This window comes from Bradyrhizobium diversitatis (assembly GCF_016031635.1).
Classification (GTDB): Bacteria; Pseudomonadota; Alphaproteobacteria; order Rhizobiales; family Xanthobacteraceae; genus Bradyrhizobium; species Bradyrhizobium diversitatis.
The window spans coordinates 1-25,822 of sequence record NZ_JACEGD010000012.1 but is presented as its reverse complement, the minus strand read 5'-3'; the positions used below and the strand labels follow the sequence as shown (position 1 = coordinate 25,822).

The following is a 25,822-nucleotide window of genomic DNA, read 5'->3' as shown; positions in this document are numbered from 1 at the left end:
CGGAAACCACTGGGCTCCAAACTGCCCCACACCCATACAGGGACGGGCGGAACACGCCTCGAAAGGGGACATCATGGCACGATCAGACACAATCGCGGCGGCCGGGCTTTCCAACGCCCCTTCTGCCGCGCGTGTCGACTGGGTCGACTACGCCAAGGGCATCTGCATCGTCATGGTCGTGATGATGCATTCGGTGCTTGGGGTCGAGCTCGCCGCCGGGCAGACCGGTTTCATGCATGTCGCCGTGGCCTTCGCAAAGCCGTTCCGGATGCCGGACTTCTTCCTGATTTCGGGCCTGTTCCTGTCTGTCGTGATCGATCGGGACTGGCGAACCTATCTCGACCGCAAGGTAGTGCATTTCGCTTATTTTTATGTCGTCTGGGTGACAATCCAATTCGGCTTCAAGGCGCCCGCCTTCGCGGCGGAGACAAGCTGGCGCGACGTCGGCCTCTTGTACCTCGAATCCTTCATCGAGCCGTTCGGCACGCTGTGGTTCATCTATCTGCTGCCGATCTTCTTCGTCGTCACAAAACTGACACGCAAGCTTCCGCCGCTCGCGATCTGGCTTCTCGCCGCCGCGCTGGAGACCGCACGGATCACGACCGGCTGGACCGTCATCGACGAATTCTGCTCGCGCTTCGTCTATTTCTATTCGGGCTACCTGTTCGCGCCTTACGTGTTCGCCGTTTCGGATCGTGCACGAAAGCATCCCGCGCTCGCGCTCGGAGCGCTCGCGGCCTGGGCATTGATCAATGCCGGCCTGGTCGCGCATGGGGCCAGCGAATGGAAGATCGTCTCGCTCGCGCTCGGCTTTGCCGGCGCCTGCGCCATCATCACGACGGGCACGCTGCTTGCGCGCGCGAAGTGGCTCAATTTCCTCCACTTCTGCGGCGAGCATTCGATCGTGATCTACCTCGCCTTCTTCCTGCCGATGGCGGCGACGCGGACGCTGCTGCTGCGCACGGGCGTCATCCCCGACATCGGCACCATGTCGCTGATCGTCACCATCGCCGGCGTGCTCGGCGCGCTGGCGATCTGGCAGGTGGCGCTGCGGCTCAATGCGCGCTTCCTGTTCGAGCGGCCGGATGCGTTCTGGATCGCGCCGAGGAAGGCGGCAGCCACGCTACAGCCCGCGGAATAGGCCACTCAGGGACGCAGATACAAAGCTCCCGTCGTCAGACCGGCCTCGAGTTCGGCCTGAGCCAACGCTGCATCCCGCAGACTGTAGGCTTTCCCGCTCACCTGCAGCACGCCATCGGCCATCGCAGCCAGCACACGCTCGGCGGAACGGCGATACGCATCGACATCGTTCATGTGGGCCATGACACTCGGCCGCGCCAGCATCAAGCTGCGTCGCGGCCCGAGATCGTGGACATCGACCAACGGGATCGGCCCGGCCGACTGGCCAATGCTCGCGATCACGCCGAATGGCCGCACGCAGGCGAGCGTCTTCTGCAACGTCGTCCCCCCAACACCGTCATAGGCGACATCGACGCCGCGCCCTGCAGTGAGATCGGCAACGGCTGCGGCGAAATCGGCGTCGCGCCCGACGATCACGTGAGACGCACCAGCAGCGCGAGCCGCCTCGACCTTCGCCGGTGAACCCACGGTCCCGATCACGACCGCCCCGAACGCGCTGGCCCAACGCGTCAGCAACTGCCCCAGCCCTCCGGCTGCGCTATGCACGAGAATCGTCGTCCCACGGACGACAGGGAAAACGCGGCTGAGCAGCATGTCAGCCGTGACACCCTTGACGAACGCCGTCGCGACCGTCTCGTCCGGCAAGCCCGCCGGAAGCTTCACGCCGCGCCAGGCCGGCAGATTGCGCTCGGACGCGTAAGCGCCGACGGGCGCACCCGCATAGGCGACACGGTCGCCGACCTCGAGGCAGGTCACCTCCGCACCCAGCGCCGCAACGACCCCGACCGCCTCGACGCCCGGAATTCGCTCGGACGGAAGGGCGTACAGACCCATGCGCTGATAGATGTCGATGGAATTGACGCCGATCGCGGTCTGCCGCAGCCGGATTTCGCCGCGGCCTGGCGGCGGCAGATCGGCGCTCAAGAGTTCGAGTTGGTCTACGCCGCCGGGCGCCTTCAACCTCACGATCACGGCCATGTCGCATTCTCCTGTCGTTGACAGAAGAACTATGGAATGACTTGGAAATCTGCGAAACTGCTCAAAAGTGAGATCTAGTTGTGAGAATTCGCACAGATGGACTGGACGGACCTGCAGCATTTCCTGGCGCTCGCGCGTGAGGGCACCCTGTCCGCCGCAGCAAGGAGCCTCGGCGTCGACCACGTCACCGTGGCCCGCCGTGTCGCCGCCCTGGAAGCGGCCATGTCGCTCAAGCTCGTGGACCGCAGACCACGCAGCTACGAACTCACCGAGGACGGCAAGCGCATCGCCAAGATCGGCGCGCCGATGGCAGAGACGGCGTTTGCACTGGAGCGCGCCGCGCAAGCCTCGAAATCGGAAGTTAGCGGCGAGATCACTATCAGCGCGCCGCCGTCGCTGGCCAACCTCCTGATCGCGCCAAAACTGGTTCTGCTGCGGCAACAGCATCCCGGCATCACGATCAAGCTGATCGGCGAGAAACGCACGGCCTCGCTCAATCGCCGCGAAGCCGACCTGGCGCTTCGCCTGTCGCGCCCGACCGAGCCGGGGCTGATCGCCCGCAAGATCGGCTATTTCGAGTTCGCTCTCTACGGCTCGCCCGGCTATCTGCAGGCGACAGCCCCGCATGCCTTCGCGTTCGTCGCTTATGATTCCAGCATGGACGAGGTACCCCAGCAGCGATGGCTGATGCGCTTCGCCGGCACGCGCGAGATCGTGCTTCGCACCAACGACCTTGAGAACCAGGCGGCAGCCGCCAGGACCGGAATTGGGCTGGCGGCCCTCCCAGAATTCCTGGGCGAGGCCGACCCGCGGCTGCAGCGCCTTGACATCGGTGGCCGTCCGGTCGGGCGCGAGGTCTGGCTGGTGCTGCATCGCGACCTGCGCCGCACACCGGCGGTACGCGCGGTGGCGAGCTTTCTCGAAGACTGCCTGGCCTGATCCCACGCCTTTGCGAGGCCATGAATTGCCTGTGCGAGTCGGCAAAATTGCCGTCTGTCGAGGCTGTCTTTTACCGCAAAAATTCATACATTGCGGCCATGCCAAAAACCTTCCCGAAGAATTCCGCCAAAGCCGATACCAAACAAGCTGCGACAGCTGCTGCCAAACCGGTTGCTGCGAAGGCGGCCGGCAAGGGCGATCATGTGTTCCTGGTCGACGGTTCCTCCTACATCTTCCGCGCCTATCACGCACTGCCGCCGCTGAACCGCAAGTCCGACGGGCTGCAGGTCAATGCCGTGCTCGGCTTCTGCAACATGCTGTGGAAGCTCTTGCGCGAGATGCCCGAGGACAACCGGCCGACGCATCTGGCGATCATCTTCGACAAATCGGAGATCACCTTCCGCAACAAGATCTATCCGGACTACAAGGCGCACCGGCCGCCGGCGCCTGACGACCTGATCCCGCAATTCGCACTGATCCGCGAGGCCGTGCGTGCCTTTGACCTGCCGTGCCTGGAACAGACCGGCTTCGAGGCCGACGATCTCATTGCGACCTATGTGCGACAGGCCTGCGAGCGCGGCGCCAGCGCCACCATCGTGTCCTCCGACAAGGATCTGATGCAGCTCGTGACCGACTGCGTCACCATGTACGACACCATGAAGGATCGCCGCATCGGCATCCCGGAGGTGATCGAGAAGTTCGGCGTGCCGCCGGAGAAGGTGGTCGAGGTGCAGGCTTTGGCCGGCGATTCCACCGACAACGTGCCCGGCGTGCCCGGCATCGGCATCAAGACCGCCGCACAGCTGATCACCGAATATGGCGATCTCGACCAATTGTTGTTCCGCGCCGGCGAGATCAAGCAGCCCAAGCGGCGCGAGGCGCTGCTTGAGAACGCCGAGAAGGCGCGCATCTCGCGGCAGCTCGTGCTGCTCGACGACAAGGTCGACCTGGAGGTTCCGCTGGACGATCTCGCCGTCCACGAGCCCGACGCGCGCAAGCTGATCGCCTTCTTGAAGGCGATGGAGTTCACGACGCTGACGCGACGTGTCGCCGAATATTCGCAGATCGATCCCGCCAATGTCGATGCCGACCCGGGCTATGCCAGCGGCGCCAGCGTATTCACGACGCTGCCGCCCTCGGACGTCGTGCCCACACCGGGAACCGGCACGCCGGCGCAAGCCGCGCCGGGCAAACCCAACAAGTCGGCCGGCAAGGAGGACAAGGCTGCGAGCCCGAAGGGTGCGCCCATCTCGCTCGCCGCCGCGCGCGAAGAGGCGCTGCGCAAGCTTCCGGTCGATCGCAGCAAATACCAGACCATCAAGACGCCTAAGGAGCTCAACGCGTTCATCGCGCGCATCCATGATGCCGGCCATGTCGCGATCGAGACGAGAGCGAACTCGATCGATCCGATGCAGGCCGATCTCTGCGGCATCGCGCTGGCACTGGCGCCGAACGAGGCCTGCTACGTGCCGCTGGCGCACAAGCAGTCCGGCGGCGGCGCCGGCCTGTTCGACGCGGGCCTCGCGCCGGATCAGGTCAAGCATGCGGAAGCGATCGAGGCGCTGCGGCCGGTGCTGGAATCGTCAGGCATCCTCAAGATCGGCTTCGACGTCAAATTCAGCGCCGTAATGCTGGCGCAGCACGGCATCACCCTGCGCAACATCGACGATGCGCTCTTGATCTCCTACGTGCTCGACGCCGGCCGCGGCTCGCAGGCGCTGGAATCGTTGTCCGAGCGCTGGTTCGGCCATGCCATGCTGAAGGAAAGCGAGCTGCTCGGCAGCGGCAAGGGCAAGATCACCTTCGACCAGGTGCCGGTCGACAAGGCCGCGCCACTGTCGGCCGAAGGCGCCGACGTCGCCTTGCGCGTCTGGCGCGTGCTGAAGCCGCGCCTGGTCGCCGAGCACATGAGCGCCGTCTATGAGACCCTGGAGCGGCCGCTGGTCTCCGTGCTCGCCCGCATGGAGCGGCGCGGCATCTCGATCGACCGCCAGGTCCTGTCACGGCTCTCCGGCGACTTTGCCCAGACCGCGGCGCGCGTCGAGGCAGAAATCCAGGAGATCGCCGGCGAGCCGGTCAATGTCGGCAGCCCCAAGCAGATCGGCGACATCCTGTTCGGCAAGATGGGACTGCCCGGCGGCACCAAGACGAAGACCGGAGCGTGGTCGACCACCGCACAGGTGCTGGACGAGCTCGCCGAGCAGGGTCACGACTTCCCAAAGAAGATTTTGGAGTGGCGCCAGGTCTCCAAGCTGAAATCAACCTACACCGACGCGCTGCCGACCTATGTCAACCCGCAGACCCATCGCGTGCACACGACCTATGCCTTGGCCGCGACGACGACGGGGCGGCTATCGTCCAACGAGCCGAACCTTCAGAACATTCCGGTGCGCACCGAGGATGGCCGCAAGATCCGCCGTGCCTTCATCGCCGCGCCGGGACACAAGCTGGTTTCGGCCGACTATTCGCAGATCGAGCTGCGGCTGCTCGCCGAGATCGCCGACATCCCCGTGCTGAAGCAGGCGTTCCGCGACGGCCTCGACATTCACGCCATGACGGCATCGGAAATGTTCGGCGTGCCGATCAAGGGCATGCCGAGCGAGATCCGCCGCCGCGCCAAGGCGATCAATTTCGGCATCATCTACGGCATCTCGGCGTTCGGCCTCGCCAACCAGCTCGGCATCGCGCGCGAAGAGGCCTCCGCCTACATCAAGAAGTATTTCGAGCGCTTCCCCGGCATCCGCGCCTATATGGACGAGACGCGCGATTTCTGCCGCAGCCACGGCTACGTCACCACGCTGTTTGGCCGCAAGTGCCATTACCCCGACATCAAGGCCTCCAACGCCTCGGTGCGCGCCTTCAACGAGCGCGCCGCGATCAACGCGCGGCTTCAGGGCACCGCCGCCGACATCATCCGGCGCGCCATGACGCGCGTGGAGGACGCGCTGGCCGAAAAGAAGCTGTCGGCGCAGATGCTGCTCCAGGTGCATGACGAATTGATCTTCGAGGTGCCGGACGCCGAGGTCGAGGCGACGCTTCCCGTCGTGCAGCACGTGATGCAGGACGCGCCGTTCCCGGCCGTGCTGCTCTCGGTGCCGCTGCATGTGGACGCGCGCGCCGCGAACAATTGGGACGAGGCGCATTGATCTCTTCCTCTCCCCGTAAGAACGGGGCGAGGGAGCGTACCGAATGCGCGGCGAGATACTCAATTGTCCTCCGAGCAATTGCGCGATGGTCCGGCACGGACTCGCATAGTAGAACCAGTTCATCTCCCGCACCGGTTCATCCATGCCCCATGCCTCCGCCCTGCTCGGCTTTGCCCTGGTCAGCCTTGGCCTCGTGCTCACGCCGGGACCGAACATGATCTATCTGATCTCGCGCTCGATCACGCAGGGGCCGGCGGCCGGCATCGTCTCGCTCGGCGGCGTGGCGCTCGGCTTCGTATTCTACATGCTGTGCGCAGCGTTCGGCATCACGGCGCTCTTGCTCGCCATTCCATTCGCCTATGACGCGCTGCGCTTTGCCGGCGCCGGATATCTGCTGTGGCTCGCCTGGCAGGCGGTGAAGCCGGGCGGGCGCTCGCCGTTCCAGGTGAGGAAGCTCGCGGTCGACAGCCCACGCAAATTGTTCGCGATGGGCTTCGTCACCAATCTGCTCAACCCGAAGATCGCGATGCTGTATCTGGCGCTGCTGCCGCAGTTCATCGATCCCGCCGCCGGCAGCGTGCTGGCGCAGTCGGTGGCGTTAGGAGCGATCCAGATCGCGATCAGCGTCAGCGTGAATGCGATGATCGCGCTCGCGGCGGGATCGATCGCACTGTTCCTGGCCAACCGGCCGAGCTGGATGCTGGTGCAGCGCTGGCTGATGGGTACGGTGCTGGCCGGACTCGCGGTGCGGATGGCGGTGGAAGCGAAGAAGGTGTGATTTTCACCTCTCCCCGCTTGCGGGGAGAGGTCGGATCGCTCCTGCGATCCGGGTGAGGGGGTACAGGTCTCACATCGATCTCACACGCCGAGAGATGCCCCTCACCCCAACCCTCTCCCCGTAAGAACGGGGAGAGGGAGAAAAAGAAACCTCAATCCAGCTTGGCTTCCATCCCGCGCTTCACCGCCGGGCGCGCCATCAGCGCCTCGTACCAGCGCTTGACGTTGGGGAAGTCGGCCAGATCAACCTTGTGGCGAGGGTGGCGCCAGGCCCAGCCCAGGATGGCAAAATCGGCAATCGAGAGCTCGCCGGCGACGAAGTCGCGCCCCTCGAGCCGCCGGTCCAGCACGCCGTAGAGCCGGCGCGTCTCCGCCATGAAGCGCTTCAGGCCGTAAGCGCGCTCCTGCTCATTCTCCAGCGCGATGAAATGGTGCACCTGGCCCGGCATCGGGCCGAAGCCGCCCATCTGCCACATCAGCCATTCGTAGACGGGAATCCGCTCGCTCAGCGATTTCGGCAGGAATTTGCCGGTCTTTTCGCCGAGATAAAGCAGGATCGCGCCTGATTCGAAGATGCTGACGGGCTTGCCGTCGGGCCCCTCGGGATCGACGATCGCGGGAATCTTGTTATTGGGGGAGAGCTTGAGGAACTCGGGGGCCATCTGCTCGCCCTTGGTGATGTTCACCGGGATCACCTTGTAGGGCAGTCCCATCTCCTCCAGCGCGACCGAGATCTTGCGGCCGTTCGGCGTGTTCCAGGTGTAAAGCTCGATGGTCATTCCGTTTCCTTCCCCAGGAGGCTTGCCCCCTCACCTACTCCAGAAGGTTGCGCCCCCACAACCGGCGGTCCGGGATGGCCGATCCCTGTTGACGGGAGACGCCCCCTCTGGAATGTCGCGACTGTGCCGGATAAATTCCGCCTCCACCAAAGACGCTGTTCGAGGGACCGCCGTGTCGAAATCTGCCTCCCGCGCCCGCCTGTTCGAAATCATCCGCCGGCGCTCATTCGGCCGCGGCGAGGTGACGCTCGCGTCGGGCCGCAAGAGCGATTTCTATTTCAACCTCAAGCCGACCATGCTCGACCCTGAAGGCGCGACGCTGCTCGCCGAGCTGACCTATGAGGCGCTCAAGGACGATCAGCTCGACTTCATCGGTGGGCTCGAGATGGGCGCCGTGCCGCTCGCCGGCGCGCTGGCTCAGATCTCCTGGATCAAGGGCCATCCGATCGCGGCCTTCTTCGTGCGCAAGAAGCCGAAAGAACACGGCGCCAAGCTCGCGATCGAAGGCCTGCCCAAGGGCGAGACGCTGGCGGGCAAGCGCGTCGTGATCGTCGAGGACGTCACCACCACGGGCGGTTCGGCGATGAAGGCGGTGGAATCGGTGCGCGAGGCCGGCGCCAATGTGGTGCTGGTGCTCACCATGGTCGACCGCGAGGAAGGCGCCACCGACACCTTCGGTGCGGTCGGCCTGCCGTTCCGCTCGCTGTACAAGGCGTCGGAGTTCCTGAAGGCGTAAGAGAGGACGATAGATTCTCCGTCGGCATGCCAGAGCGTGCCCCGGGAGCAACGCCGTCCGTGAAAGCTGCGCGCGGCCATAAAGAGATCACCGCCTCGTCTTGAAACCGCCGCCACGCAACCGCTCATTTACCATCGCGGATTACGGTGAATCGTGTGCTGGAGACCTCGAACGGTCCTGACCGGTTCCGTAGCGTCGGGTGGAGTGAGCTGTGCGTACAAAGTTGTCCCATACGCAGCGTCGCGCAATGCTCGCAGCCGTCATGGTTGCGGTTCCCATGCTTGCGGCCCCGGCCCCGGTTTCGGCCGAAGGCCTGTTCGACTTCCTGTTCGGCGGAATGCAGCGGCCGCAACCACAGCAGCCGAACTCCTCCTCCGATCCCTTCACAGGCCAGCAGAATCCGCAATATGTGCCGCCGACACGCTCGGCCGCAGCCGGTGGCTCAGGCCCGGCTTTCTGCGTGCGCAGCTGCGATGGCAAGTATTTCCCGCTGATGCGAGGCATGGTCTCACCAGCGCAGATGTGTCAGGCCTTCTGTCCCGCCACCGCCACAAAGATCTATTTTGGATCCAGCATCGACGGTGCCTATTCGCAGACCGGCGAGCGCTACGCCGACAGCGAGAACGCGTTCGCCTATCGCAAGGCGCTGCGCGCCGACTGTACCTGCAACGGCCGCGATCCGGTCGGCCTCGCCCCGGTCGATCTTGCGCTGGATTCGTCGCTGAAGGCCGGCGACGTGATCGCCACCACCGACGGCCTCGTCGCCTATACCGGCATCCGCGTCGGCAATGACCAGGCTGCGGACTTCACCCCGGTTGCCTCCTATCCCGGCCTCACCGCCCAGGTCCGCGCGCGCCTCGGCGAGATGAAAGTGGCGCCGGTGCGGGCAGAGACGGTGTCGACGGACGCTCCGGCCCCTGCCGAGATCGTGCGCGAGGTGCTGCCTGACGTGACGGTGCCGAAAACGGCCGCCAAGCCCGCCAAGCGCGCGGGGCTGGATTGATCTCGTGTCCCGGACGGCGGCGCATCGCGTGGCGCGCTGCGCTTTGTCCGGGGCACGGCCGTCACCTCCCGATAATCACCCCGATCACGTTCGGCGCTGCCAGATATTTCTCCTCGATCGCCGCGCGCGCGGCGGCGCGGTTTTCCGGCGTCAAGAGGCCGCGCTTCTCGGCCAAGATCATCCAGCAAAAGCCCCACCAATCGGTCAGCATGCCCGCTTCGTCGACAAGGTCGTAACCCTGCTCGGCCGCGAAGATGCGCGCATGAGCCTCGTCCAACGTGTCGAGAAACTGATGATCCTCGGTCGAGAACAGATCGTCGCTGATGTCGTCTATGGTGTAGCCCCAGATCGACTGGCACACCGCGTTGAATTCGCGATCGAACTGGTCGTCATCGACGGCATAGCGCCGGGCCGCCTGGTGCAGCCGTGACAGCGAGCGCGCGAAATCGGCGATCCGGGTAAGGGCAAATTGGTCGAAGGCAACGGTGGACATGTAGTCCTCGCAAAGTCGGACAGACGCTAGATATTGTGTCGGCAAAGCACCGAATCACAATGATATATCAAAGACTTGCTAAAGTGTTCTTAATTTGTTCCGAGGCGCGACGACGTCTCAATAGCAGCGCGAGGCCGCGATGGCATGGACCCGACGGTCGCCGAGCAGATGGGCGACGAAGCCGTTCTTCGGAAAGATCCTGGCGAAGGCAGCGTCGCGGATGCTGAGGCCGCCGGCATAGGCGCCGAAGGCGGGCATCACGGCACGCATCCCGTCACTGGCAAAACAGCGGCGCTCCATCGAGCGACCGCGCGCGGAGACGCGCGCCTTCGGATGCAGATGGCCGGCGATCTCGCCACTTGCGCCGGTCGGCTCGTGGCGGAAGGTGATCGGGCCGATCGTGACCTCGTCCGCGACGGTGCCGCCGAGATCGCGCGGCAGCATGGGATCGTGATTGCCTGAGATCCAGATCCAGTCGCGGCCGCCCTGGAGCGCCGCGACGGCATTGCGATCGTCGGGCGACAGGCGCTCATGCGCGGTGCGGTCATGAAAGCTGTCACCGAGCGCGACGACGATCCGCGGATCATGGCGGGCGATGACGGCGGCGAGCCGGCCGAGCGTCGCGAAGGTATCGTAAGGCGGCAGCAGCACGCCGCGCATAGCGAAACTCGAACCCTTTTCCAGATGCAGGTCGGAGACGACGAGCAGGCGATGCTCTTCCCAGAACAGCGCGCCGGAGAGATCGGCGTGCAGCGCGATGCCTGCGACGTCAACGTGCCGCGTCGAAGTTATCGATACCGCCAGATTCTCCGTCATGGCCGGGCTTGTCCCGCCTGCGCGGCCGAAGCGGCTTCGGCGCGGCGAAGGCCCGGCCATCCACGTTCTTGCCGCAGAGACAAGGACGTGGATGCCCGGAACAAGCCCGGGCATGACGTGGAGAGAATTGAGCCCCCAAAAAACATCGCTACAGCAGTCTACGACATCGCCTCTTTGACGAGTTCGTCGGCCGCTTCGGCCAGGAGCTCGTCTGCAGCTTCGCCATAGACTGACTCGCGGCCGATTTCCAGCATTACGGGAACTGCCAGCGGGGAGACGCGGTCGAGTTCCCAGTGCGTGATGCGGCCGTGGATTCGGGCCAGCATGTCGCCGAGACGGCGCAGGTCGAGCAGGCCGGTGGCGGCATCGGCACGCGCGGCGCGCAGCAGCACGTGGTCGGCCTGGTGCTTGCGCAGCACGTCGTAGACGAGGTCGGTCGAGAACAGCACCTGACGGCGGCTCTTCTCTTCGCCGGTGTGGCGGCGCGCGATCAGGCCGGAGATGATGGCGCAGTTGCGGAACGTGCGCTTCATCAGCGCGGATTCGGCGAGCCAAGCCTCGAGGTCGTCGCCGAGCATATCAGGGTCGAACAGCGCGTCGAGGTCAATCCGGCCGTCCCGGATCATGAAGGAGAGATCGCCGAGCGCCCAGATCGCCACGGCATATTCGTTGGCGACGAAGCCGAGCGGCCGCGCGCGGGCGCGCTCCAGCCGGCGCGTCAGCAGCATGCCGAGGGTCTGATGCGCGAGACGCCCCTCGAAGGGATAGCAGACCAGATAATGCTTGTTGGCGCGTGGGAAGCTCTCGACCAGGAGCTCGCGCACCGCCGGCACGCGCGAGACGTCCTTCTGCAGCGACAGCCAGTCGCGCACCTGCTCCGGCAAGCCGCCCCATGCGCGGCCGTCGTCGAGCAGCCGGCGCACGCGCTCGGCGAGATAGGTCGAGAGCGGAAACTTGCCGCCCATATAGGACGGCACCTTCGGGTCCTTGTCGTGCGCGCGCGAGACATAGACCTGGTCCTCGACCAGGGCCTCGTAGCGCACCACCTCGCCTGAGAACACGAAGGTATCGCCGGGGCTGAGGCCCTCGATGAAGGCTTCCTCGATCTCGCCGAGCAGCCGGCCACCGCGCGCGATCACCCCGGTCGAGCCGCCTGCCTTTCCCTGGCCGCCGCCGCGCGAGCGCACCAGCCGCACCTTCAGCATGTCGTCCTCGACGATGGTGCCGACATTCATGCGGTAGCTCTGCCGCACCTTTGGATTGGCGACGCGCCAGCGCCCCTCCTTGTCCTGCTTGATGCGGGCGAAGCGCTCATAGGTCTTCAACGCGTAACCGCCGGAGGCGACGAAATCGACGACATCGTCGAAATCCTGCCGCGACAGGTCGGCGTAGGGCGCGGCGGTGCGCACTTCGGCATACAGATCATCGCTAAGGAACGGCTCCCCGCAGGCACAGCCCAGCACATGCTGAGCCAGCACGTCGAGGGCGCCCGTGCGCAAGGGCGGCGTGTCCTGCGCGTTCTCCGCAATGGCATCGATGGCGACGCGGCACTCCAGCACCTCGAAGCGGTTGGCCGGCACCAGTACCGCCCGCGAGGCTTCGTCGAGTCGGTGATTGGCGCGGCCGATGCGCTGCATCAGGCGCGAGGAGCCCTTGGGCGCCCCGATATTGACGACGAGATCGACATCGCCCCAGTCGACCCCGAGGTCGAGCGAGGAGGTGCAGACCACGCCGCGCAGTCTGCCCGCCGACATGGCGTCCTCGACCTTGCGGCGCTGGGCGACGTCGAGCGAACCGTGATGCAGCGCGATGGCAAGGCCGTCGTCGTTCATGCTCCAGAGATTCTGGAACAGCATTTCCGCCTGGCTGCGGGTGTTGACGAAGACCAACGTGGTCTTGTTCGCCTTGATCAGCTCGTAGATTTCAGGGAGCGCGTGCCGCGCGCTGTGGCCGGCCCAGGGCAGCCGCTCGCGCGTATCGAGCATCTCGACCACGGGCGGCGCGGCACCGCCGGCGACGACGATGTCGGCGGCGGCTTCCTTGCCGTCGGGCTGCGGCACCAGGAAGCGCGCGAGCTGATCCGGCTCGGCCACGGTCGCCGACAGGCCGATCGCGCGCATCTGCGGCGCAAGGCGCCAGAGCCGTGCCAGCCCGAGCGAGAGCAGATCTCCGCGCTTGGACGTCACCAGCGCATGCAGCTCGTCGAGCACAATGCGCTTCAGGGAGGAAAACAGGAACGGCGCGTCGTCGGAGGAGAGCAGCAGTGCGAGCTGCTCGGGCGTCGTCAGCAACACGTCCGGCGGATAGCGCCGCTGCCGCTGCCGCCGCGACACCGGCGTGTCGCCGGTGCGGGTCTCGACCTTGATCGGCAGCGCCATCTCCGCGATCGGCCGCTCCAGATTGCGCGCGATGTCGACGGCAAGCGCCTTGAGCGGCGAGATGTAGAGGGTGTGCAGGCCGCCGGCGCGCTGCACGCTGCGGCCGGTGGAGACGAGGTTGTTTTTCGAGCCCGCGTCTCGTTTGACCGACTGCGCCGACAGCTCCACCAGCGTCGGCAGAAATCCGGCGAGGGTCTTGCCGGCGCCGGTCGGCGCAATCAGGAGCGCCGAGCGGTCCTCGCGCGCCTTCTCCAGCAGCGCCAGCTGATGCGCACGCGGCGACCAGCCGCGGGCTGCGAACCACGCCTGGAAGCGATCCGGCAGCAGCGCGGCCGGCTCGGCCGATGTTTGGAGGATACGGGGCGGCACGGCATGACAGGTAAGCCGTAGGGGTGGCTTCGTCGAGGGGTAGCCCTCCCCGCCCGCGGCAGGGCAATCGTAGATGCGCTGTCCATTTGAGGCACGCTGGTCTCCACATCGTCATGGCCGGGCTTGTCCCGGCCATCCACGCCTTGCACACAGCACGAAGAACGTGGATGCCCGGGACAAGCCCGGGCATGACGACCTCCTGTGAAAGTCCGAATGCAATTCCCCATCCGCCTGTGGCGAGAAGGGCACGAGGTCTCACGCCCCAGCCGGAACTTGGTCCAGAAATCCGGTCACGCTTCTGATGCGGCCGTCCTTCAGCACGGCAAAATCGGTGCCCTTGATCGGGCTGTCGGCGCCATCGGGACCAAGTCCCCACGAAAAGCGGATGTGATCGCCATAGCCGTCGGGCTCGCCAATCAGCTTGAATCTGAAATCGGGAAAGCGCTGCTGCACACCCGCGATCAGCGCCTCGATGCCGTCCCGGCCGTCGCCCTTCATCAAGGGATCGACATAGCGCGCATCCGTCGTCCAGTCTTCGCTGAGCAACTCGCGGCGCCGGCCGGCCGTGCGCTCGTTCCAGAGTTCGATGTAGCGGTGGGCGATGGTGACGGGGTCGGTCATGCTGCTCTCCTTCGATGGCGCCGTGTTGTCCGGCTGACCGCGACTATCGAAGGTTCACGCGCGTTGATCGATTACCTCGGAGGTCATCAACGCGCGTGAGGTTTTCGCAAAATTACTTCGCCGCCGTCACCATGATCTCGACGGTGTATTGCGGGGCAGCCAGCTTGGCTTCGACGGTGGCGCGCGCCGGGGTGTTGCCGGGCGACACCCAGGCGTCCCACACCGCGTTCATCTCGCCGAAGGTCTTCATGTCGGTGATGTAGATCGTTGCCGACAGCAGCTTCGACTTGTCGGTGCCGGCCTTGGCGAGGTGGCCGTCGATGGTCGCCAGGATGTCCTGGGTCTGCTTCGTCACGCTTTCGCCGGCCGCCTTGTTCGCGACGACGCCGGCGAGATAGACGGTGTTGCCGTGCACGACGACCTGGCTCATGCGCGGACCGGTTTCAAAACGCTGAATGCTCATTGGGATCTCCTGGTGGAATGGCGGCCCTGTCTAGCCCAGCACCTCGCGCTCTGCCACCCCGGGCACGCATGCGTGGCCGGGCACGCATGCGGCGGATGGGTCGCCGCCGATGCAAGCGTTGCTTTACGGAAACCGGCTGAAGAACGTCCAGATCGTCTCGGCAGCGTCGATGTCAGCGTTCTGCGGCCCCAGCAGGCCGGCGGCGACCTTCGGGAAGCGGGCATCCGGAGAAAATCCGGGCACGCGATGGCCGCCATGGTTGACACGATAGAGCACGACGTCGTGCCCCCGGGGACAGCGTGAGGAGATCCGCGTGACCGTGGAATGGTCTGCGGGCGCCCTGTCCGGCAAATCAGTCGTCTCGGCGTCGTCGGTCTCGCAGCCATTGAGCCTGCGCCAGAACGCCAGCGTCTCGTCGGTCGACCAGAATCCGTCTGCGGCAAAATAGCTCGTTCCGTGTCCACCGCCGTAGGGGACCAGCAGGTCGGCGGTGCCGTTCATGAGCAGCATCGGGACCGGCCGCGACGGATGGCACGTGACGGCGGCCTCGTCGGTGAGATTCATGATCACACTCGCAGCTGCCGCAAACAAATCGGCGCGCGCACAGGCCATGGTCATCGCCATGGCGCCGCCATTGGAGATGCCCGCGATGAAGACGTGCCTTGCATCGGCCGTGCCGTCGGCCACCAGCTTCTCGACGAGCTTTGCGATGAAGGCGACGTCATCGGTCCCCGCCGGCGGTCCACGCAGGGCGGGCCCGGCCTTCGTTCGCGCGTCCGCCCACGCATTGTTGAGCCCGTCCGGAAAGACCACGGCCAGGCCCTCGCGCTTTGCAACCTGCGGCCAGGCCGTCCGCGTGATCATGTCGGCACCGCGCTGGGTCTTGCCATGCAGCACGATTACGAGCGGTGCAGGCCTCTTGGCCGGCAGTTGCGCGGTGTAGGACCGCTTCACACCGTTGACGTCGATCGTAACGGCGGATGCAGATGAAGCTGCCGCCAATGAAGCGGCCAGCGCCGCGATGCGCATCCATCGCAGCATGATCTAACCCACCGCCTTGGCGGCGGCACGGCCCGCATTGCGGCCCGAGAACAGGCAGCCGCCAAGAAAAGTGCCCTCCAGCGAGCGGTAGCCATGCATGCCGCCACCGCCGAAGCCGGCGGCCTCGCCGACGGCGTAGAGGCCGGGAATGACGCGGCCCTCCTCCCCGAACACGCGGGAGTCGAGATCGGTTTCGAAGCCGCCCAGCGTCTTGCGGGTGAGGATGTTGAGCTTCACCGCGATCAGCGGCCCATGCGCGGGATCGAGGATGCGGTGCGGGGAGGCGGTGCGGATCAACTTGTCGCCGATGTAGCGGCGCGCATTGTGGATGTTCATGACCTGCGCGTCCTTGACGTAGGGATTGGCGATCTCGCGGTCGCGCGCCTCGATCTGCATCTTGATGTGCTCGAGCCTCAGGAGATCGCTGCCGGCGAGCTTGTTCATGGCCGCAACGAGGTCATCGAGCTTGTCGCGGACGATGAAGTCGATACCATGGCTCTTGAACGCCTCCACCGGCGCCGGCGCGCCCTTGTTGGTGGCACGGCGCAAGGTCATGCGCCAGCTCTTGCCGGTCAGGTCGGGGTTCTGCTCCGAGCCCGACAGCGCGAACTCCTTCTTGATGATGCTCTGGGTCAGGATGAACCAGGAATAATCATACCCCGTGGACATGATGTATTTGAGCTGGCCGAGCGTGTCGGAGCCCGGGAACAGCGGCACCGGCAGCCGCGTGCCCGTGGCGTCGAACCACATCGAGGACGGCCCGGGCAGGATGCGGATACCGTGGCGCGGCCAGATCGGATTCCAATTCTGGATGCCCTCGACATAGTGCCACATCCGGTCGCGATTGATCAGCCGCGCGCCGGTCGTTTCCGTGATGCCGATCATGCGGCCGTCGACATGCTCGGGCACGCCGGAGATCATGAATTTCGGCGGCTCACCCAACCGGTTCGGCCAGTTCTGCCGCACCAGCTCATGATTGCCGCCGATGCCGCCTGAGGCGACGATCACGGCCTGCGCCTTCAGTGCAAACTCGCCGACGACGTTGCGGGAGGAGCTCTTGCCGCGCTCGATCGTGTCGGGCGCAAGGACGGCGCCGCTGACGCCATCCACGGTGCCATTGGTGATCGAGAGCGCATCGACACGATGGCGGAACCTGAAGCTCAGCCGGCCGCCCTTGGCAGCCTCGCGCGCGCGGCGCTCGAACGGCTCGACGATGCCGGGGCCAGTGCCCCAGGTGACATGGAATCGCGGTACCGAATTGCCGTGGCCCATCGCGTCATAGCCGCCGCGTTCGGCCCAGCCGACCACGGGGAAGATGCGATGGCCCATCGCGCGCAGCCAGCCCCGCTTCTCGCCGGCCGCGAACGCCACATAGGCCTCGGCCCATTTTCGCGGCCAGAAATCCTCGTCGCGGTCGAAGCCAGCGGTGCCGAGCCAGTCCTGCATGGCCAAGTCGAAGAAGTCCTTGATGCCGAGCCGGCGCTGCTCCGGCGAATCGACCAGGAACAATCCGCCGAACGACCAGAACGCCTGCCCGCCGAGCGATTGCTCGCCTTCCTGGTCCACGACGATCACGCGCTTGCCCGCGTCGGCGATCTCGGTGGCGGCAACGAGGCCCGACAGTCCCGCGCCGACGACGATGACGTCCGTTTCCTCAGCCATGCATGTCCCCTCCATGAGTTCCCCCCTGTAGTTGCCCGGGATTGAAGCCAGCGGTTGCAACTGAGATCAAGGGTGCGGCGCGTAAGTCCTCATTAACTTGTTCCGCTTTGGGATAGAGACCGGCCGAGTGCAGCGCGGACGCAACACTGGATTTGAATTTGTTTTGATCGCGCCGGGCTGCCTAGACAAAACCTTGGTTACGACAGACGCTAGCTGTGCATCACCACCTGACACGCAGATTCGAATTCGCTGGGGCGGGGACAATGAAGTTTCTGACGGGATTGCTTGCGGCGGTTGTCCTGATCGCGGGCATGGGGGCTTCTCACGCGGTGGTTCGGATCGCGGATGACCGCGGCGGCCGGATTGGAACCTACGTCGACAAATACCAGGACCTCAGGCAATCGGGCGAGACGGTCATCATCGACGGCCTCTGCGCCTCCGCCTGCACCATCGTCCTCGGCGCAATCCCGCACGACCGGATCTGCGTGACCTCGCATGCGACGCTCGGCTTCCACGCCGCCTGGGATTTCGGCTCCAACGGCCGCGCCATCACCAATCCCGAAGCAACCCAGATGCTCTATGCGATGTATCCCTCGCAGGTGAAGCGCTGGATCGGCCAGCGCGGCGGGCTTACCCCACGCATGCTCTTCCTGAGGGGCAAGCAGCTCGAGGCCATGTACAAGCCCTGCTACCTGGACGCGCAGGCCTCGACGGCCAGGCCGTCGCGCCGGTCGCTCCCAAAAACCGAGCAGCTCGAATCCGCTCGGGGTCAGATCCTTCACTGATATTCGCAGCCTGACGGGACCCTTTTGCACCGCCGGCGGCGGCTTGCCCGCAGGCGGCACAACGCCTATCTGAAAGCCTGGGAACCGGGACCGTCGTCCCGATCGTTGTCATGGCTCAACCACTGCATCCAGCGCATCGGCTATCGGACAATTCGCCCACTGCCGGCCGGATGCCATCCGTGCTGCTGTGGGCTGGCGCGGCAATCGGCAGTCTCGTCATGATCGGCGCACTGGCGCTCTGGTTCCACTATGGCAGCCAGGTGTTCTTCGAAATGATCAGGACCGGCCTTGCCGCCTGCTTCTGACCTGCGACAGGAAGTTTTCCGCCCATGAGTTCCGCCACCCGACCGCTGGTGATCGCGACCGCCTTCGCCGCAAGCCTCATTGTCGGGCTCCTGATCATGTTCTGGGCGATGGGCGGGGTCAGCAAGGTGGCGCAGCCGGCCGCGATCGGCGGCCCGTTCCAGCTGACCGACCAGAACGGCAAGGCCGTCACCGACAAGAGCCTGAAGGGCAAGCCGACCCTGATCTTCTTCGGCTACACCCATTGCCCCGACGTCTGCCCGACCTCGCTGTTCGAGATCTCGGAAGTGCTGCGCGTGATGGGCAAGGATGCCGACAAGGTCAATGCCATCTTCATCTCGGTCGATCCCGAGCGTGATACGCCGGCGACGATGAAGGACTACCTGTCGAGCTTCGATCCGCACCTCCAGGGCTTGTCCGGTGACCCCGCCGAGACCGCCAAGGTCGTCACCTCCTACCGGGTCTATGCCAAGAAGGTCCCGACCAAGGACGGCGACTACACCATGGACCACACCGCGCTGATCTATCTGATGGACCGCGACGGCCGCTTCGTCTCGCCGTTCAATTTGAAGCGGACGCCGGAAGAGGCGGCGGCGGATTTGAAGAAGTATCTTTGAAGGCTGCGTTCGGGCCCAACTGCTTCCACACCGTCATGGCCGGGCTTGATCCGGCCATCCACGTTGGGCGCGACGGCAAAGTACGTGGATGCCCGGGACAAGCCCGGGCATGACGGCCGAGGGACCTTCACCCAGCCACATTCCGCGCTCGCGTTCCCGGCGGGATGGTCTATAAGGCCCTCCGATCCCAACGAAATTCGTTCATCTCCGGCCGATGGCTCCATCGCAACAGGCGAAATCGTCTAAATCTGCCCGTAGCTTGCTGACGGGGCTGGCCGTCGGCGCGTGCCTGCTCATCGGCCTACCGGCCGCGAATGCCCAGGCGCCCGCCAAGCGGCCCCCGGCGGCCCCTCAGGCCACGCCGCAGGTCGTGCCTCAGGCAGCCCCGCAGGCCGTGCCCAGCTTCTGGGACCCGCGCCGGCGACCGGAGCGGCCGGACCTGTCGCGCCTGACAGTGATCCGCTTCCTGACCGAGACCGACTATCCGCCGTTCAACTACACTGGCGCAGACGGCAACCCGGCCGGCTTCAACGTCGATTTCGCCCGTGCGCTTTGCGAGGAGATCAAGGTCACCTGCACGGTGCAGATGCGCCGCTTCGAGACGCTGGTCGACGCGCTCACCTCCAACCGGGGCGATGCCATCATCGCCTCGATGGCGGTGAGCCCGCAGCTTCGCGCCCGCGTCGACTTCACCGATCCGTATTACCGCGTGCCGGCGCGCTTCGCCTCGCGCAAGGACGCGGTAATGCCTGAGATCCGGCCCGAATATCTCGAGGGCAAGAAGGTCGGCGTCATCGCCGGCTCCGCGCATGAGGCCTACCTCAAGGCGATGTTCACCGACGCCGAACTGCATGCCTATCCCAGTGACGATGCGATGCGCGCGGCTTTGCGCAGGGGCGAGGTCGATTTCATCTTCGGCGACGCCATCTCGCTGGCGTTCTGGATCAACGGCACGGATTCCGGCGATTGCTGCGCCTTCTCCGGCGGCCCCTTCGTCGAGAGCCGCTTCTTCGGCGAAGGCATCGGCATCGCTGTGCGCAAGGGCAACGACGTGCTGCGCCAGGCCCTGAACTGGGCGATGTTCCGCGTCTGGGAAAAAGGCCGCTATACCGATCTGTGGCTGCGGTATTTCTCGGTGAGCCCTTTCTAACCATCGATCGTCATTCCCGGGCGCGCGACGCGCGAACCGGGAATCTCGAGATTCCGGGTTCGATGCTGCGCATCGCCCCGGAATGACGACCAAGACCATTTTTGCATTCTGCCGGGAAATCGCTATTTTCCGCGGCCCGGAGGCCCCTGATGTCCGTTATCGATCTTGCCGCGAACCCGAGCGACCTGCGTGCGCTCGCCGAACAATCCAACGCCTGGCCGTTCGAGCAGGCGAAGGCCATCGTCGCGCGGCTGAAGAAGAGCCCGAAGGACGAGGTGCTGTTCGAGACCGGCTACGGTCCGTCGGGCCTGCCGCATATCGGCACGTTCGGCGAGGTCGCGCGCACCTCGATGGTGCGCCATGCCTTCCGCGTGCTGACCGAGGACAAGATCAAGACCCGCCTGCTCGCTTTCTCCGACGATATGGACGGCCTGCGCAAGGTGCCTGACAACGTGCAGAACAGAGCTCCGCTGGAAGCCAATCTCGGCAAGCCGCTGACGCGCGTGCCTGACCCCTTCGGTACGCATGACAGCTTCGGCGCGCACAACAATGCGCGGCTTCGCGCCTTCCTCGACCATTTCGGCTTCGATTACGAGTTCGCGAGCTCGACCGACTACTACACGTCGGGCCGCTTCGACGCGACGCTGCTGAAGATGCTCGCCGCCTACGACAAGATCATGGCGATCATCCTGCCGACGCTGGGGCCCGATCGCCGCGCCACCTATTCGCCGTTCCTGCCGATCAGCCAGACCACCGGCATCGTGCTGCAGGTGCCGATGATCCGGCGCGACGTCGCGGCCGGCACAGTGACCTATGTCGACCCCGATACGAACCAGGAAGTCGAAACGCCGGTCGCCGGCGGCAACGTCAAGTGCCAGTGGAAGGCCGACTGGGCGATGCGCTGGGTCGCGCTCGGCGTCGACTATGAGATGGCCGGCAAGGACCTGATTGATTCCGTGAAGCTGTCCGGCGCAATCGCCAGGGCGCTCGGCGCCACGCCGCCGGAAGGTTTCAACTACGAGCTCTTCCTCGACGAGAAGGGCCAGAAGATCTCGAAGTCGAAGGGTAACGGCCTCACCATCGACGAATGGCTGCGCTACGCCTCACCGGAATCGCTGTCGCTGTTCATGTATCGCGAGCCGAAGGCGGCCAAGCGGCTGTATTTCGACGTCATTCCGCGCAACGTCGACGACTACCAGCAATTCCTCGACGGCTTTGCCAAGCAGGACGGCAAGCAGCAGCTCGGCAATCCGGTCTGGCACATCCACAACGGCAAGCCGCCGAAGGGCGATATGCCGGTGACCTTCCAGCTGCTCCTGACGCTGGTGTCGTCGTCGAACGCGGAGAACGCCGAGACGCTGTGGGGCTTCATCGGCCGCTACCGGCCCGGCGTGAGCCCGCAGACGCATCCGAAGCTCGACGCGATGGTCGGCTACGCCATCAACTACTATCGTGACTTCGTCGCGCCGACGAAGCAGTTCCGGGTGCCGACAGACAGCGAGCGCGCCGCGCTCCAGGATCTGCGCGATGCGCTGTCGCAGTTGGCGCCGGACGCTTCGGCCGAGGACATCCAGAACGTCGTCTACGAGGTCGGACGCCGCGAGCCGTTCCTCGATCAGGTCAAGAAGGGCAAGGACGGCCGCCCCGGCGTCACGCTCGACTGGTTCAACATGCTCTACCAGGTTCTGCTCGGCCAGGAGAAAGGCCCGCGTTTCGGCTCCTTCGTCGCCGTGTACGGCGTGCAGAATGCCGTCAACATGATCGACGGCGCGCTGGCGCGGAGCGCGTGAGGCTACGACATTCTCCCTGGTCGTCCCGGCGAACGCCGGGACCCATAACCCCAGGGAGAAGTCAGGCGAAGATTCGTAGTTGCGCTTAAGTCGGGACGAAGACCGCCACTCTTCGATAGATCACGCGGTATGGCTCCCGGCGTTCGCCGGGACGACACCGTTGATTGGACGGCCCCTCAGGTCGACCTCAGCACGTAGCGGCGATTGTCCTTCTGCACCGGGCGCGCGTTCATCGGATAGAGCTTTGCGAAGGCGGCGACGTCGGCGCTGGCGACCTGGATCGGGTCGGTCAGCAGCAGCCATTCGACGACCTCCGAGCAGGGCGGCGTCGTCAGCGAGCCGGGATAGCGGAAATAGCTGAGCTTCTGTGGCAGCATGGCGTGAGGATCGATGGTCGCGTCGGCCTTCACGGCAGGCCCTTCCGCCTTCGGCATGGTCTTCACGACCTTGCCGAAGGCCGGGTTGGGCCTGCCCTCGGCCATCAGCACGCCGACCACGGCGAGCCCGCCGGCCTCGTTGCGATGGACAAAATGCGCCTCCATCGGAAAATTCTTGCCGCCGATCATGTGCTCGCTCGGCCGGTGAAAGTGCACCTGAAGCAGCTTGTACTTGACGTCGCCAAGCGTGAGCGTGCTGCCTTCGGCGAAGTTGAGCTGGATCGTGTGCCCGTTGTTGACGATGGTGTCGGCGCTTTTGCCCCAGTTCAGCTTCAGAACCGGCAATTGCGACTTGATCGTCGCCTCGATGTCGATCGGCGATTGTTGCAGGCCGACCGCGCAGGCCTTGTTGGCCGCATCGAGATCGCCCCATTTGGCCGGACCGCCGACGCCCTCATAACTCCAATGCGTGCCTTCGGCGGCGAAAGCCGGCTTGCAGAGCGGACAAAGCGCGAGGCCCGCCAAGGCCTTCAATGCGTGACGGCGATTCATCCTTATTCCCCCAAAGACAAACTGGATCGACAATATCGGCTGCAGCCTATGCAAGAGGAGCGGTGAGTCGCAAGGTCGCTCGCTGCGGGCCGCGGCGCGGTGGTGTCACCGCACCTGGCACCATGCCGACGGAAGGCAATCACTGGCTCGCCCACAGGATCCGCGCAATCCACGCCACGTCGCTCGCCGCCATCGCGCGTTCGGCCGGTGTCCCATCGAGCGGCTGAAGCTCCAGCACCTTTGCAGTGCGGCGCTTCAGCGTCGCGACCGTCACCTCACCCGCTCTGCTTCTCACCACCACGCGATCGCCTTTGCGGATCTGCGCGCCGGGCGAGACCAGGACGATGTCGCCGTCGCGATAGACGGGTGCAAGCGTATTGCCCGAAATCTCCAGCGCAAAGGTGTGGCCGTCCTCAGTGGCGGGAAGCGCGATTTCGGTCCAGCCCCTGCCGGATGGTAGGCCGGCCTCGTCGAAGGCGCCGCTCATCCCGGCCTGCGCGAAGCCGAGCAGCGGCACCGAGCGCCCGTCGCCCGCGCCGTCATGGTCGATCAACTTCGCAAAGCTGTCGATCGAGGCGCCGGCCGCGGCCAGCGCCTTTGCGATCGATTCGGTCGAGGGCCAGCGCTCGCGCCCGTCGGCGGTGATGCGCTTGGACCTGTTGAAGGTGGTGGGGTCGAGCCCGGCACGCTTGGCAAGCCCGGACGGCGACAACCCGGCGCGCGCCGCCAACCGATCCAGCGCGGCCCAGATCTGGTCGTGAGTCAGTATCCTCTGCGCTTTGGCTTGTCTGACCATGGCAGGTCCAGCCCGTCGCAACTCAGGAAAACTATCCTCAAATCAACCGGTTTTCCGTTTTTCGCGCAAGAGGTGGCGACGTGGTACCGGTTCGCGTCACGAAAACGCGTCAAAACAAGAATCCAGAGCCCCGTTCCGATTTCATCGGACCGGAAAAGACTCTAGGTCTTGAGTTCGGAAGGGACGGCCTTTACGGTCGCGCCCGGGGTTTTGCGGACCCGCGTGAGACGAAAAAACCCAAAGAACTCAAAGAACAAACAAGGCCTGCGGAAGCGGTGGTCAAGATCTACAAAATCTGTCCGGCCTCGGCCTGGCGCGAGGCGGAACGGCAGGGTGTCTACCGGGGCAGCGCGGATGACGCGCGCGACGGATTCATCCATTTTTCGACCGCTGCCCAGGTTCCCGAGACCCTGCGCAAGCACTATTTCGGGCAGCGTGCGCTGTTCCTGGTCGAGGTCGATGGCGACGTGCTCGGCAGCGAGCTGCGCTGGGAGCGCTCGCGCAACGACGAGCTGTTTCCGCATCTCTATGGCGAGCTCGATGTCGGCGCGGTGATCGCGGTGATCAACCTCAACATACGCTCCGACGGCGGTCACGATGTTCCGGAGCTGCTGCCGTGATCCGCGCGTTCGACGCCTTTTCTCTGCCGGTGCTGCGCTGGCTCGATCCCGAGGATGCGCATCGCCTCGCGATCCAGGGCCTGCGCTTCCTGCCGCCGGCCAAGCCGCGTGCCGATGATCCCAAGCTCGCGGTGCGCGCCTTCGGGCTGAACTTTCCCAATCCGATCGGCATGGCCGCGGGCTTCGACAAGAGCGCCGAGGTTCCGGACGCACTGCTGCGACTCGGCTTCGGCTTCGTCGAGATCGGCTCGGTGACGCCGAAGCCGCAAGAAGGCAATCCGCGGCCGCGGCTGTTCCGGCTCGAGCGCGACGAGGCGATCATCAACCGGATGGGCTTCAACAATGACGGTGCGGAGGCGGCTCTGCGCCGGCTTGCAGCGCGTGCGCAGCACGGCGGCATCGTCGGCGTCAATGTCGGCGCCAACAAGGATTCGCCGGACCGTGTCGCCGACTACGTCAAGCTGATCGAGACCTTTGCGCCGGTGGCGAGCTATTTCACCGTCAACGTCTCCTCGCCGAACACGCCGGGCCTGCGCAACCTTCAGGAAGGCGCGCTGCTCGACGATCTCCTCGCACACGTGATCGACGCCCGCGAGCGGGTGCGCCAGAAGGCGGGCGACACGCCGGTGCTGCTCAAGATCGCACCGGATCTGAGCCTTGCCCAGCTCGACGACATCGTGCAGGTCGCGCGTTCGCGCCGAGTCGACGGCATGATCGTGTCGAACACCACGATCGCACGGCCAAGCACGTTGCGCGAGCAGGTGCGGGCGAAGGAGCAAGGCGGCCTGTCCGGCCGACCGCTGTTCCGGCTGTCGACGCGCATGGTCGCGGAAACCTATGTGCGCGTCGAGGGTGCGTTCCCGCTGATCGGCGTCGGCGGCGTGGACTCGGGCGGCGCCGCGCTGACGAAGATCCGCGCCGGCGCCAGCCTGATCCAGCTCTATTCGTCGCTGGTCTACAAGGGTCTCGGCCTCGTCGACGAGATCAAGCGCGACCTGACCTCGACGCTGCTCCGCACGGGGCGGGACTCGCTGGCCGAGATCGTCGGCGCCGACGCGGCGACGCTGACGGCGGAAGACTGGCCGGGGATGTAGCTCTTCGCCTCTCCCCGCTTGCGGGGAGAGGCCGGAATTTGCGAAGCAAATTCCGGGTGAGGGGGACTCTCCGCGCGTCCAACTCTCACCGTCCTTGCGGAGTCGTCCGTGAAGAGCGGCTAAGCGATTGAGCTAGAATCGCATTTGTCTTTGTGGGCTGTTTTGCGATTGCAGGGTTTTGATGCTTGGGGCATCGGAACCTTGCAATTTCATTTTCAGGATTCCGTCGAATCGCCAGTCATGATTCCGTCGTCGCATCGGAGGTGGCGATGCGACCGAAGAAGCACAGGACGACGGAATCGGGCGATCTGTTCCGGGCCAGGCTGGACCAGATCATCAATATGAAGCACGAGCTGGTTCAGCTTGCCGGCAAGGTCGATTGGGACTGGATCGACGG

The 25,822-nt window shown here is 65.2% G+C and carries 24 protein-coding genes; 13 read left to right on the top strand and 11 right to left on the bottom strand.

The window, feature by feature from the left end:
• Window positions 1-73: 73 nt before the first annotated feature.
• A complete protein-coding gene (locus H1B27_RS14170; RefSeq protein WP_197966472.1) occupies window positions 74-1,141 on the top strand; it encodes an acyltransferase family protein in 1,068 nt (355 codons plus the stop codon).
• A 5-nt stretch (window positions 1,142-1,146) separates the two neighbouring features.
• On the opposite strand, the gene H1B27_RS14165 is transcribed toward H1B27_RS14170, so the two are convergent.
• Window positions 1,147-2,118, bottom strand: a complete 972-nt coding sequence (locus H1B27_RS14165) for a quinone oxidoreductase family protein (RefSeq protein ID WP_197966471.1) — start codon at window positions 2,116-2,118, stop codon at window positions 1,147-1,149.
• 96 nt (window positions 2,119-2,214) lie between these two features.
• On the opposite strand from H1B27_RS14165, the gene H1B27_RS14160 reads away from it, so the two are divergent.
• The 3 genes from H1B27_RS14160 to H1B27_RS14150 all read left to right on the top strand — a co-directional run bounded on the left by H1B27_RS14160 (window position 2,215) and on the right by H1B27_RS14150 (window position 6,981).
• A complete protein-coding gene (locus H1B27_RS14160) occupies window positions 2,215-3,057 on the top strand; it encodes a LysR family transcriptional regulator (protein WP_197966470.1) in 843 nt (280 codons plus the stop codon).
• Window positions 3,058-3,155: 98 nt separating this feature from the next.
• Entirely contained in the window at window positions 3,156-6,203 is a 3,048-nt protein-coding gene (gene polA / locus H1B27_RS14155; RefSeq protein WP_197966469.1) for a DNA polymerase I, read from the top strand.
• 142 nt (window positions 6,204-6,345) lie between these two features.
• Window positions 6,346-6,981 carry a LysE family translocator gene (locus H1B27_RS14150; protein ID WP_197966468.1) on the top strand — a complete coding sequence of 212 codons (636 nt, stop codon included), beginning with the start codon at window positions 6,346-6,348 and terminating at the stop codon, window positions 6,979-6,981.
• Between the two features lie 151 nt (window positions 6,982-7,132).
• On the opposite strand, the gene H1B27_RS14145 is transcribed toward H1B27_RS14150, so the two are convergent.
• Complete coding sequence (locus H1B27_RS14145; protein ID WP_197966467.1) at window positions 7,133-7,759, bottom strand: glutathione S-transferase family protein; 627 nt, start codon at window positions 7,757-7,759, stop codon at window positions 7,133-7,135.
• Between the two features lie 172 nt (window positions 7,760-7,931).
• On the opposite strand from H1B27_RS14145, the gene pyrE reads away from it, so the two are divergent.
• Entirely contained in the window at window positions 7,932-8,495 is a 564-nt protein-coding gene (gene pyrE, locus H1B27_RS14140; RefSeq protein ID WP_197966466.1) for an orotate phosphoribosyltransferase, read from the top strand.
• Between the two features lie 247 nt (window positions 8,496-8,742).
• A complete protein-coding gene (locus H1B27_RS14135; RefSeq protein ID WP_197966465.1) occupies window positions 8,743-9,498 on the top strand; it encodes a DUF2865 domain-containing protein in 756 nt (251 codons plus the stop codon).
• A 61-nt stretch (window positions 9,499-9,559) separates the two neighbouring features.
• On the opposite strand, the gene H1B27_RS14130 is transcribed toward H1B27_RS14135, so the two are convergent.
• From H1B27_RS14130 to H1B27_RS14100, 7 genes are all read right to left on the bottom strand, one after another.
• On the bottom strand, window positions 9,560-9,991 hold the full coding sequence (locus H1B27_RS14130; RefSeq protein WP_061879623.1) for a hypothetical protein: 432 nt from the start codon (window positions 9,989-9,991) through the stop codon (window positions 9,560-9,562).
• A gap of 117 nt (window positions 9,992-10,108) precedes the next feature.
• Window positions 10,109-10,807 carry a ligase-associated DNA damage response endonuclease PdeM gene (gene pdeM / locus H1B27_RS14125; RefSeq protein ID WP_197966464.1) on the bottom strand — a complete coding sequence of 233 codons (699 nt, stop codon included), beginning with the start codon at window positions 10,805-10,807 and terminating at the stop codon, window positions 10,109-10,111.
• 158 nt (window positions 10,808-10,965) lie between these two features.
• The gene (locus H1B27_RS14120; RefSeq protein WP_197966463.1) at window positions 10,966-13,554 is read right to left on the bottom strand and encodes a ligase-associated DNA damage response DEXH box helicase; all 2,589 of its coding nucleotides are present in this window, start codon (window positions 13,552-13,554) and stop codon (window positions 10,966-10,968) included.
• A 255-nt stretch (window positions 13,555-13,809) separates the two neighbouring features.
• Entirely contained in the window at window positions 13,810-14,175 is a 366-nt protein-coding gene (locus H1B27_RS14115; RefSeq protein WP_061879625.1) for a nuclear transport factor 2 family protein, read from the bottom strand.
• A gap of 112 nt (window positions 14,176-14,287) precedes the next feature.
• Window positions 14,288-14,638: a RidA family protein gene (locus tag H1B27_RS14110; RefSeq protein ID WP_027575148.1), complete on the bottom strand. Its 351-nt coding sequence runs from the start codon at window positions 14,636-14,638 to the stop codon at window positions 14,288-14,290.
• 123 nt (window positions 14,639-14,761) lie between these two features.
• A complete protein-coding gene (locus H1B27_RS14105) occupies window positions 14,762-15,679 on the bottom strand; it encodes a CE1 family esterase (protein ID WP_156505055.1) in 918 nt (305 codons plus the stop codon).
• A 3-nt stretch (window positions 15,680-15,682) separates the two neighbouring features.
• Entirely contained in the window at window positions 15,683-17,341 is a 1,659-nt protein-coding gene (locus tag H1B27_RS14100) for an FAD-binding dehydrogenase (RefSeq protein WP_197966462.1), read from the bottom strand.
• A 263-nt stretch (window positions 17,342-17,604) separates the two neighbouring features.
• On the opposite strand from H1B27_RS14100, the gene H1B27_RS14095 reads away from it, so the two are divergent.
• From H1B27_RS14095 to H1B27_RS14075, 5 genes are all read left to right on the top strand, one after another.
• A complete protein-coding gene (locus H1B27_RS14095; protein WP_061879628.1) occupies window positions 17,605-18,126 on the top strand; it encodes a hypothetical protein in 522 nt (173 codons plus the stop codon).
• A 110-nt stretch (window positions 18,127-18,236) separates the two neighbouring features.
• A complete protein-coding gene (locus tag H1B27_RS14090) occupies window positions 18,237-18,431 on the top strand; it encodes a hypothetical protein (RefSeq protein ID WP_197966461.1) in 195 nt (64 codons plus the stop codon).
• 24 nt (window positions 18,432-18,455) lie between these two features.
• On the top strand, window positions 18,456-19,046 hold the full coding sequence (locus tag H1B27_RS14085) for an SCO family protein (protein WP_197966460.1): 591 nt from the start codon (window positions 18,456-18,458) through the stop codon (window positions 19,044-19,046).
• A gap of 214 nt (window positions 19,047-19,260) precedes the next feature.
• The gene (locus tag H1B27_RS14080; protein ID WP_197966459.1) at window positions 19,261-20,196 is read left to right on the top strand and encodes an ABC transporter substrate-binding protein; all 936 of its coding nucleotides are present in this window, start codon (window positions 19,261-19,263) and stop codon (window positions 20,194-20,196) included.
• Window positions 20,197-20,345: 149 nt separating this feature from the next.
• Window positions 20,346-21,986 carry a lysine--tRNA ligase gene (locus H1B27_RS14075; protein WP_197966458.1) on the top strand — a complete coding sequence of 547 codons (1,641 nt, stop codon included), beginning with the start codon at window positions 20,346-20,348 and terminating at the stop codon, window positions 21,984-21,986.
• A gap of 176 nt (window positions 21,987-22,162) precedes the next feature.
• On the opposite strand, the gene H1B27_RS14070 is transcribed toward H1B27_RS14075, so the two are convergent.
• Together H1B27_RS14070 and H1B27_RS14065 are read right to left on the bottom strand one after the other, a co-directional pair.
• Window positions 22,163-22,915, bottom strand: coding sequence for a carbonic anhydrase (locus H1B27_RS14070; protein ID WP_061879633.1), 753 nt, complete (start codon window positions 22,913-22,915; stop codon window positions 22,163-22,165).
• 139 nt (window positions 22,916-23,054) lie between these two features.
• Complete coding sequence (locus H1B27_RS14065) at window positions 23,055-23,711, bottom strand: S24 family peptidase (RefSeq protein WP_061879634.1); 657 nt, start codon at window positions 23,709-23,711, stop codon at window positions 23,055-23,057.
• Between the two features lie 275 nt (window positions 23,712-23,986).
• Here H1B27_RS14065 and H1B27_RS14060 point away from each other — a divergent pair, with 275 nt between their 5' ends.
• Complete coding sequence (locus H1B27_RS14060) at window positions 23,987-24,331, top strand: DUF952 domain-containing protein (protein WP_061879635.1); 345 nt, start codon at window positions 23,987-23,989, stop codon at window positions 24,329-24,331.
• A complete protein-coding gene (locus tag H1B27_RS14055) occupies window positions 24,328-25,425 on the top strand; it encodes a quinone-dependent dihydroorotate dehydrogenase (protein ID WP_061879636.1) in 1,098 nt (365 codons plus the stop codon). The genes H1B27_RS14060 and H1B27_RS14055 overlap by 4 nt, the downstream gene beginning before the upstream one ends.
• The last annotated feature ends 397 nt before the right edge of the window (window positions 25,426-25,822 follow it).

Excerpts from the sequence above, each read along its gene's own strand:
- H1B27_RS14170 (WP_197966472.1), top strand. The coding sequence starts at position 74 with ATGGCACGATCAGACACAATCGCGGCGGCCGGGCTTTCCAACGCCCCT.
- H1B27_RS14165 (WP_197966471.1), bottom strand. The coding sequence starts at position 2,118 with ATGGCCGTGATCGTGAGGTTGAAGGCGCCCGGCGGCGTAGACCAACTC.
- H1B27_RS14160 (WP_197966470.1), top strand. The coding sequence starts at position 2,215 with ATGGACTGGACGGACCTGCAGCATTTCCTGGCGCTCGCGCGTGAGGGC.
- polA (WP_197966469.1), top strand. The coding sequence starts at position 3,156 with ATGCCAAAAACCTTCCCGAAGAATTCCGCCAAAGCCGATACCAAACAA.
- H1B27_RS14150 (WP_197966468.1), top strand. The coding sequence starts at position 6,346 with ATGCCCCATGCCTCCGCCCTGCTCGGCTTTGCCCTGGTCAGCCTTGGC.
- H1B27_RS14145 (WP_197966467.1), bottom strand. The coding sequence starts at position 7,759 with ATGACCATCGAGCTTTACACCTGGAACACGCCGAACGGCCGCAAGATC.
- H1B27_RS14135 (WP_197966465.1), top strand. The coding sequence starts at position 8,743 with ATGCTCGCAGCCGTCATGGTTGCGGTTCCCATGCTTGCGGCCCCGGCC.
- H1B27_RS14130 (WP_061879623.1), bottom strand. The coding sequence starts at position 9,991 with ATGTCCACCGTTGCCTTCGACCAATTTGCCCTTACCCGGATCGCCGAT.
- pdeM (WP_197966464.1), bottom strand. The coding sequence starts at position 10,807 with ATGACGGAGAATCTGGCGGTATCGATAACTTCGACGCGGCACGTTGAC.
- H1B27_RS14115 (WP_061879625.1), bottom strand. The coding sequence starts at position 14,175 with ATGACCGACCCCGTCACCATCGCCCACCGCTACATCGAACTCTGGAAC.
- H1B27_RS14110 (WP_027575148.1), bottom strand. The coding sequence starts at position 14,638 with ATGAGCATTCAGCGTTTTGAAACCGGTCCGCGCATGAGCCAGGTCGTC.
- H1B27_RS14105 (WP_156505055.1), bottom strand. The coding sequence starts at position 15,679 with ATGCTGCGATGGATGCGCATCGCGGCGCTGGCCGCTTCATTGGCGGCA.
- H1B27_RS14100 (WP_197966462.1), bottom strand. The coding sequence starts at position 17,341 with ATGGCTGAGGAAACGGACGTCATCGTCGTCGGCGCGGGACTGTCGGGC.
- H1B27_RS14095 (WP_061879628.1), top strand. The coding sequence starts at position 17,605 with ATGAAGTTTCTGACGGGATTGCTTGCGGCGGTTGTCCTGATCGCGGGC.
- H1B27_RS14090 (WP_197966461.1), top strand. The coding sequence starts at position 18,237 with ATGGCTCAACCACTGCATCCAGCGCATCGGCTATCGGACAATTCGCCC.
- H1B27_RS14085 (WP_197966460.1), top strand. The coding sequence starts at position 18,456 with ATGAGTTCCGCCACCCGACCGCTGGTGATCGCGACCGCCTTCGCCGCA.
- H1B27_RS14080 (WP_197966459.1), top strand. The coding sequence starts at position 19,261 with ATGGCTCCATCGCAACAGGCGAAATCGTCTAAATCTGCCCGTAGCTTG.
- H1B27_RS14075 (WP_197966458.1), top strand. The coding sequence starts at position 20,346 with ATGTCCGTTATCGATCTTGCCGCGAACCCGAGCGACCTGCGTGCGCTC.
- H1B27_RS14070 (WP_061879633.1), bottom strand. The coding sequence starts at position 22,915 with ATGAATCGCCGTCACGCATTGAAGGCCTTGGCGGGCCTCGCGCTTTGT.
- H1B27_RS14065 (WP_061879634.1), bottom strand. The coding sequence starts at position 23,711 with ATGGTCAGACAAGCCAAAGCGCAGAGGATACTGACTCACGACCAGATC.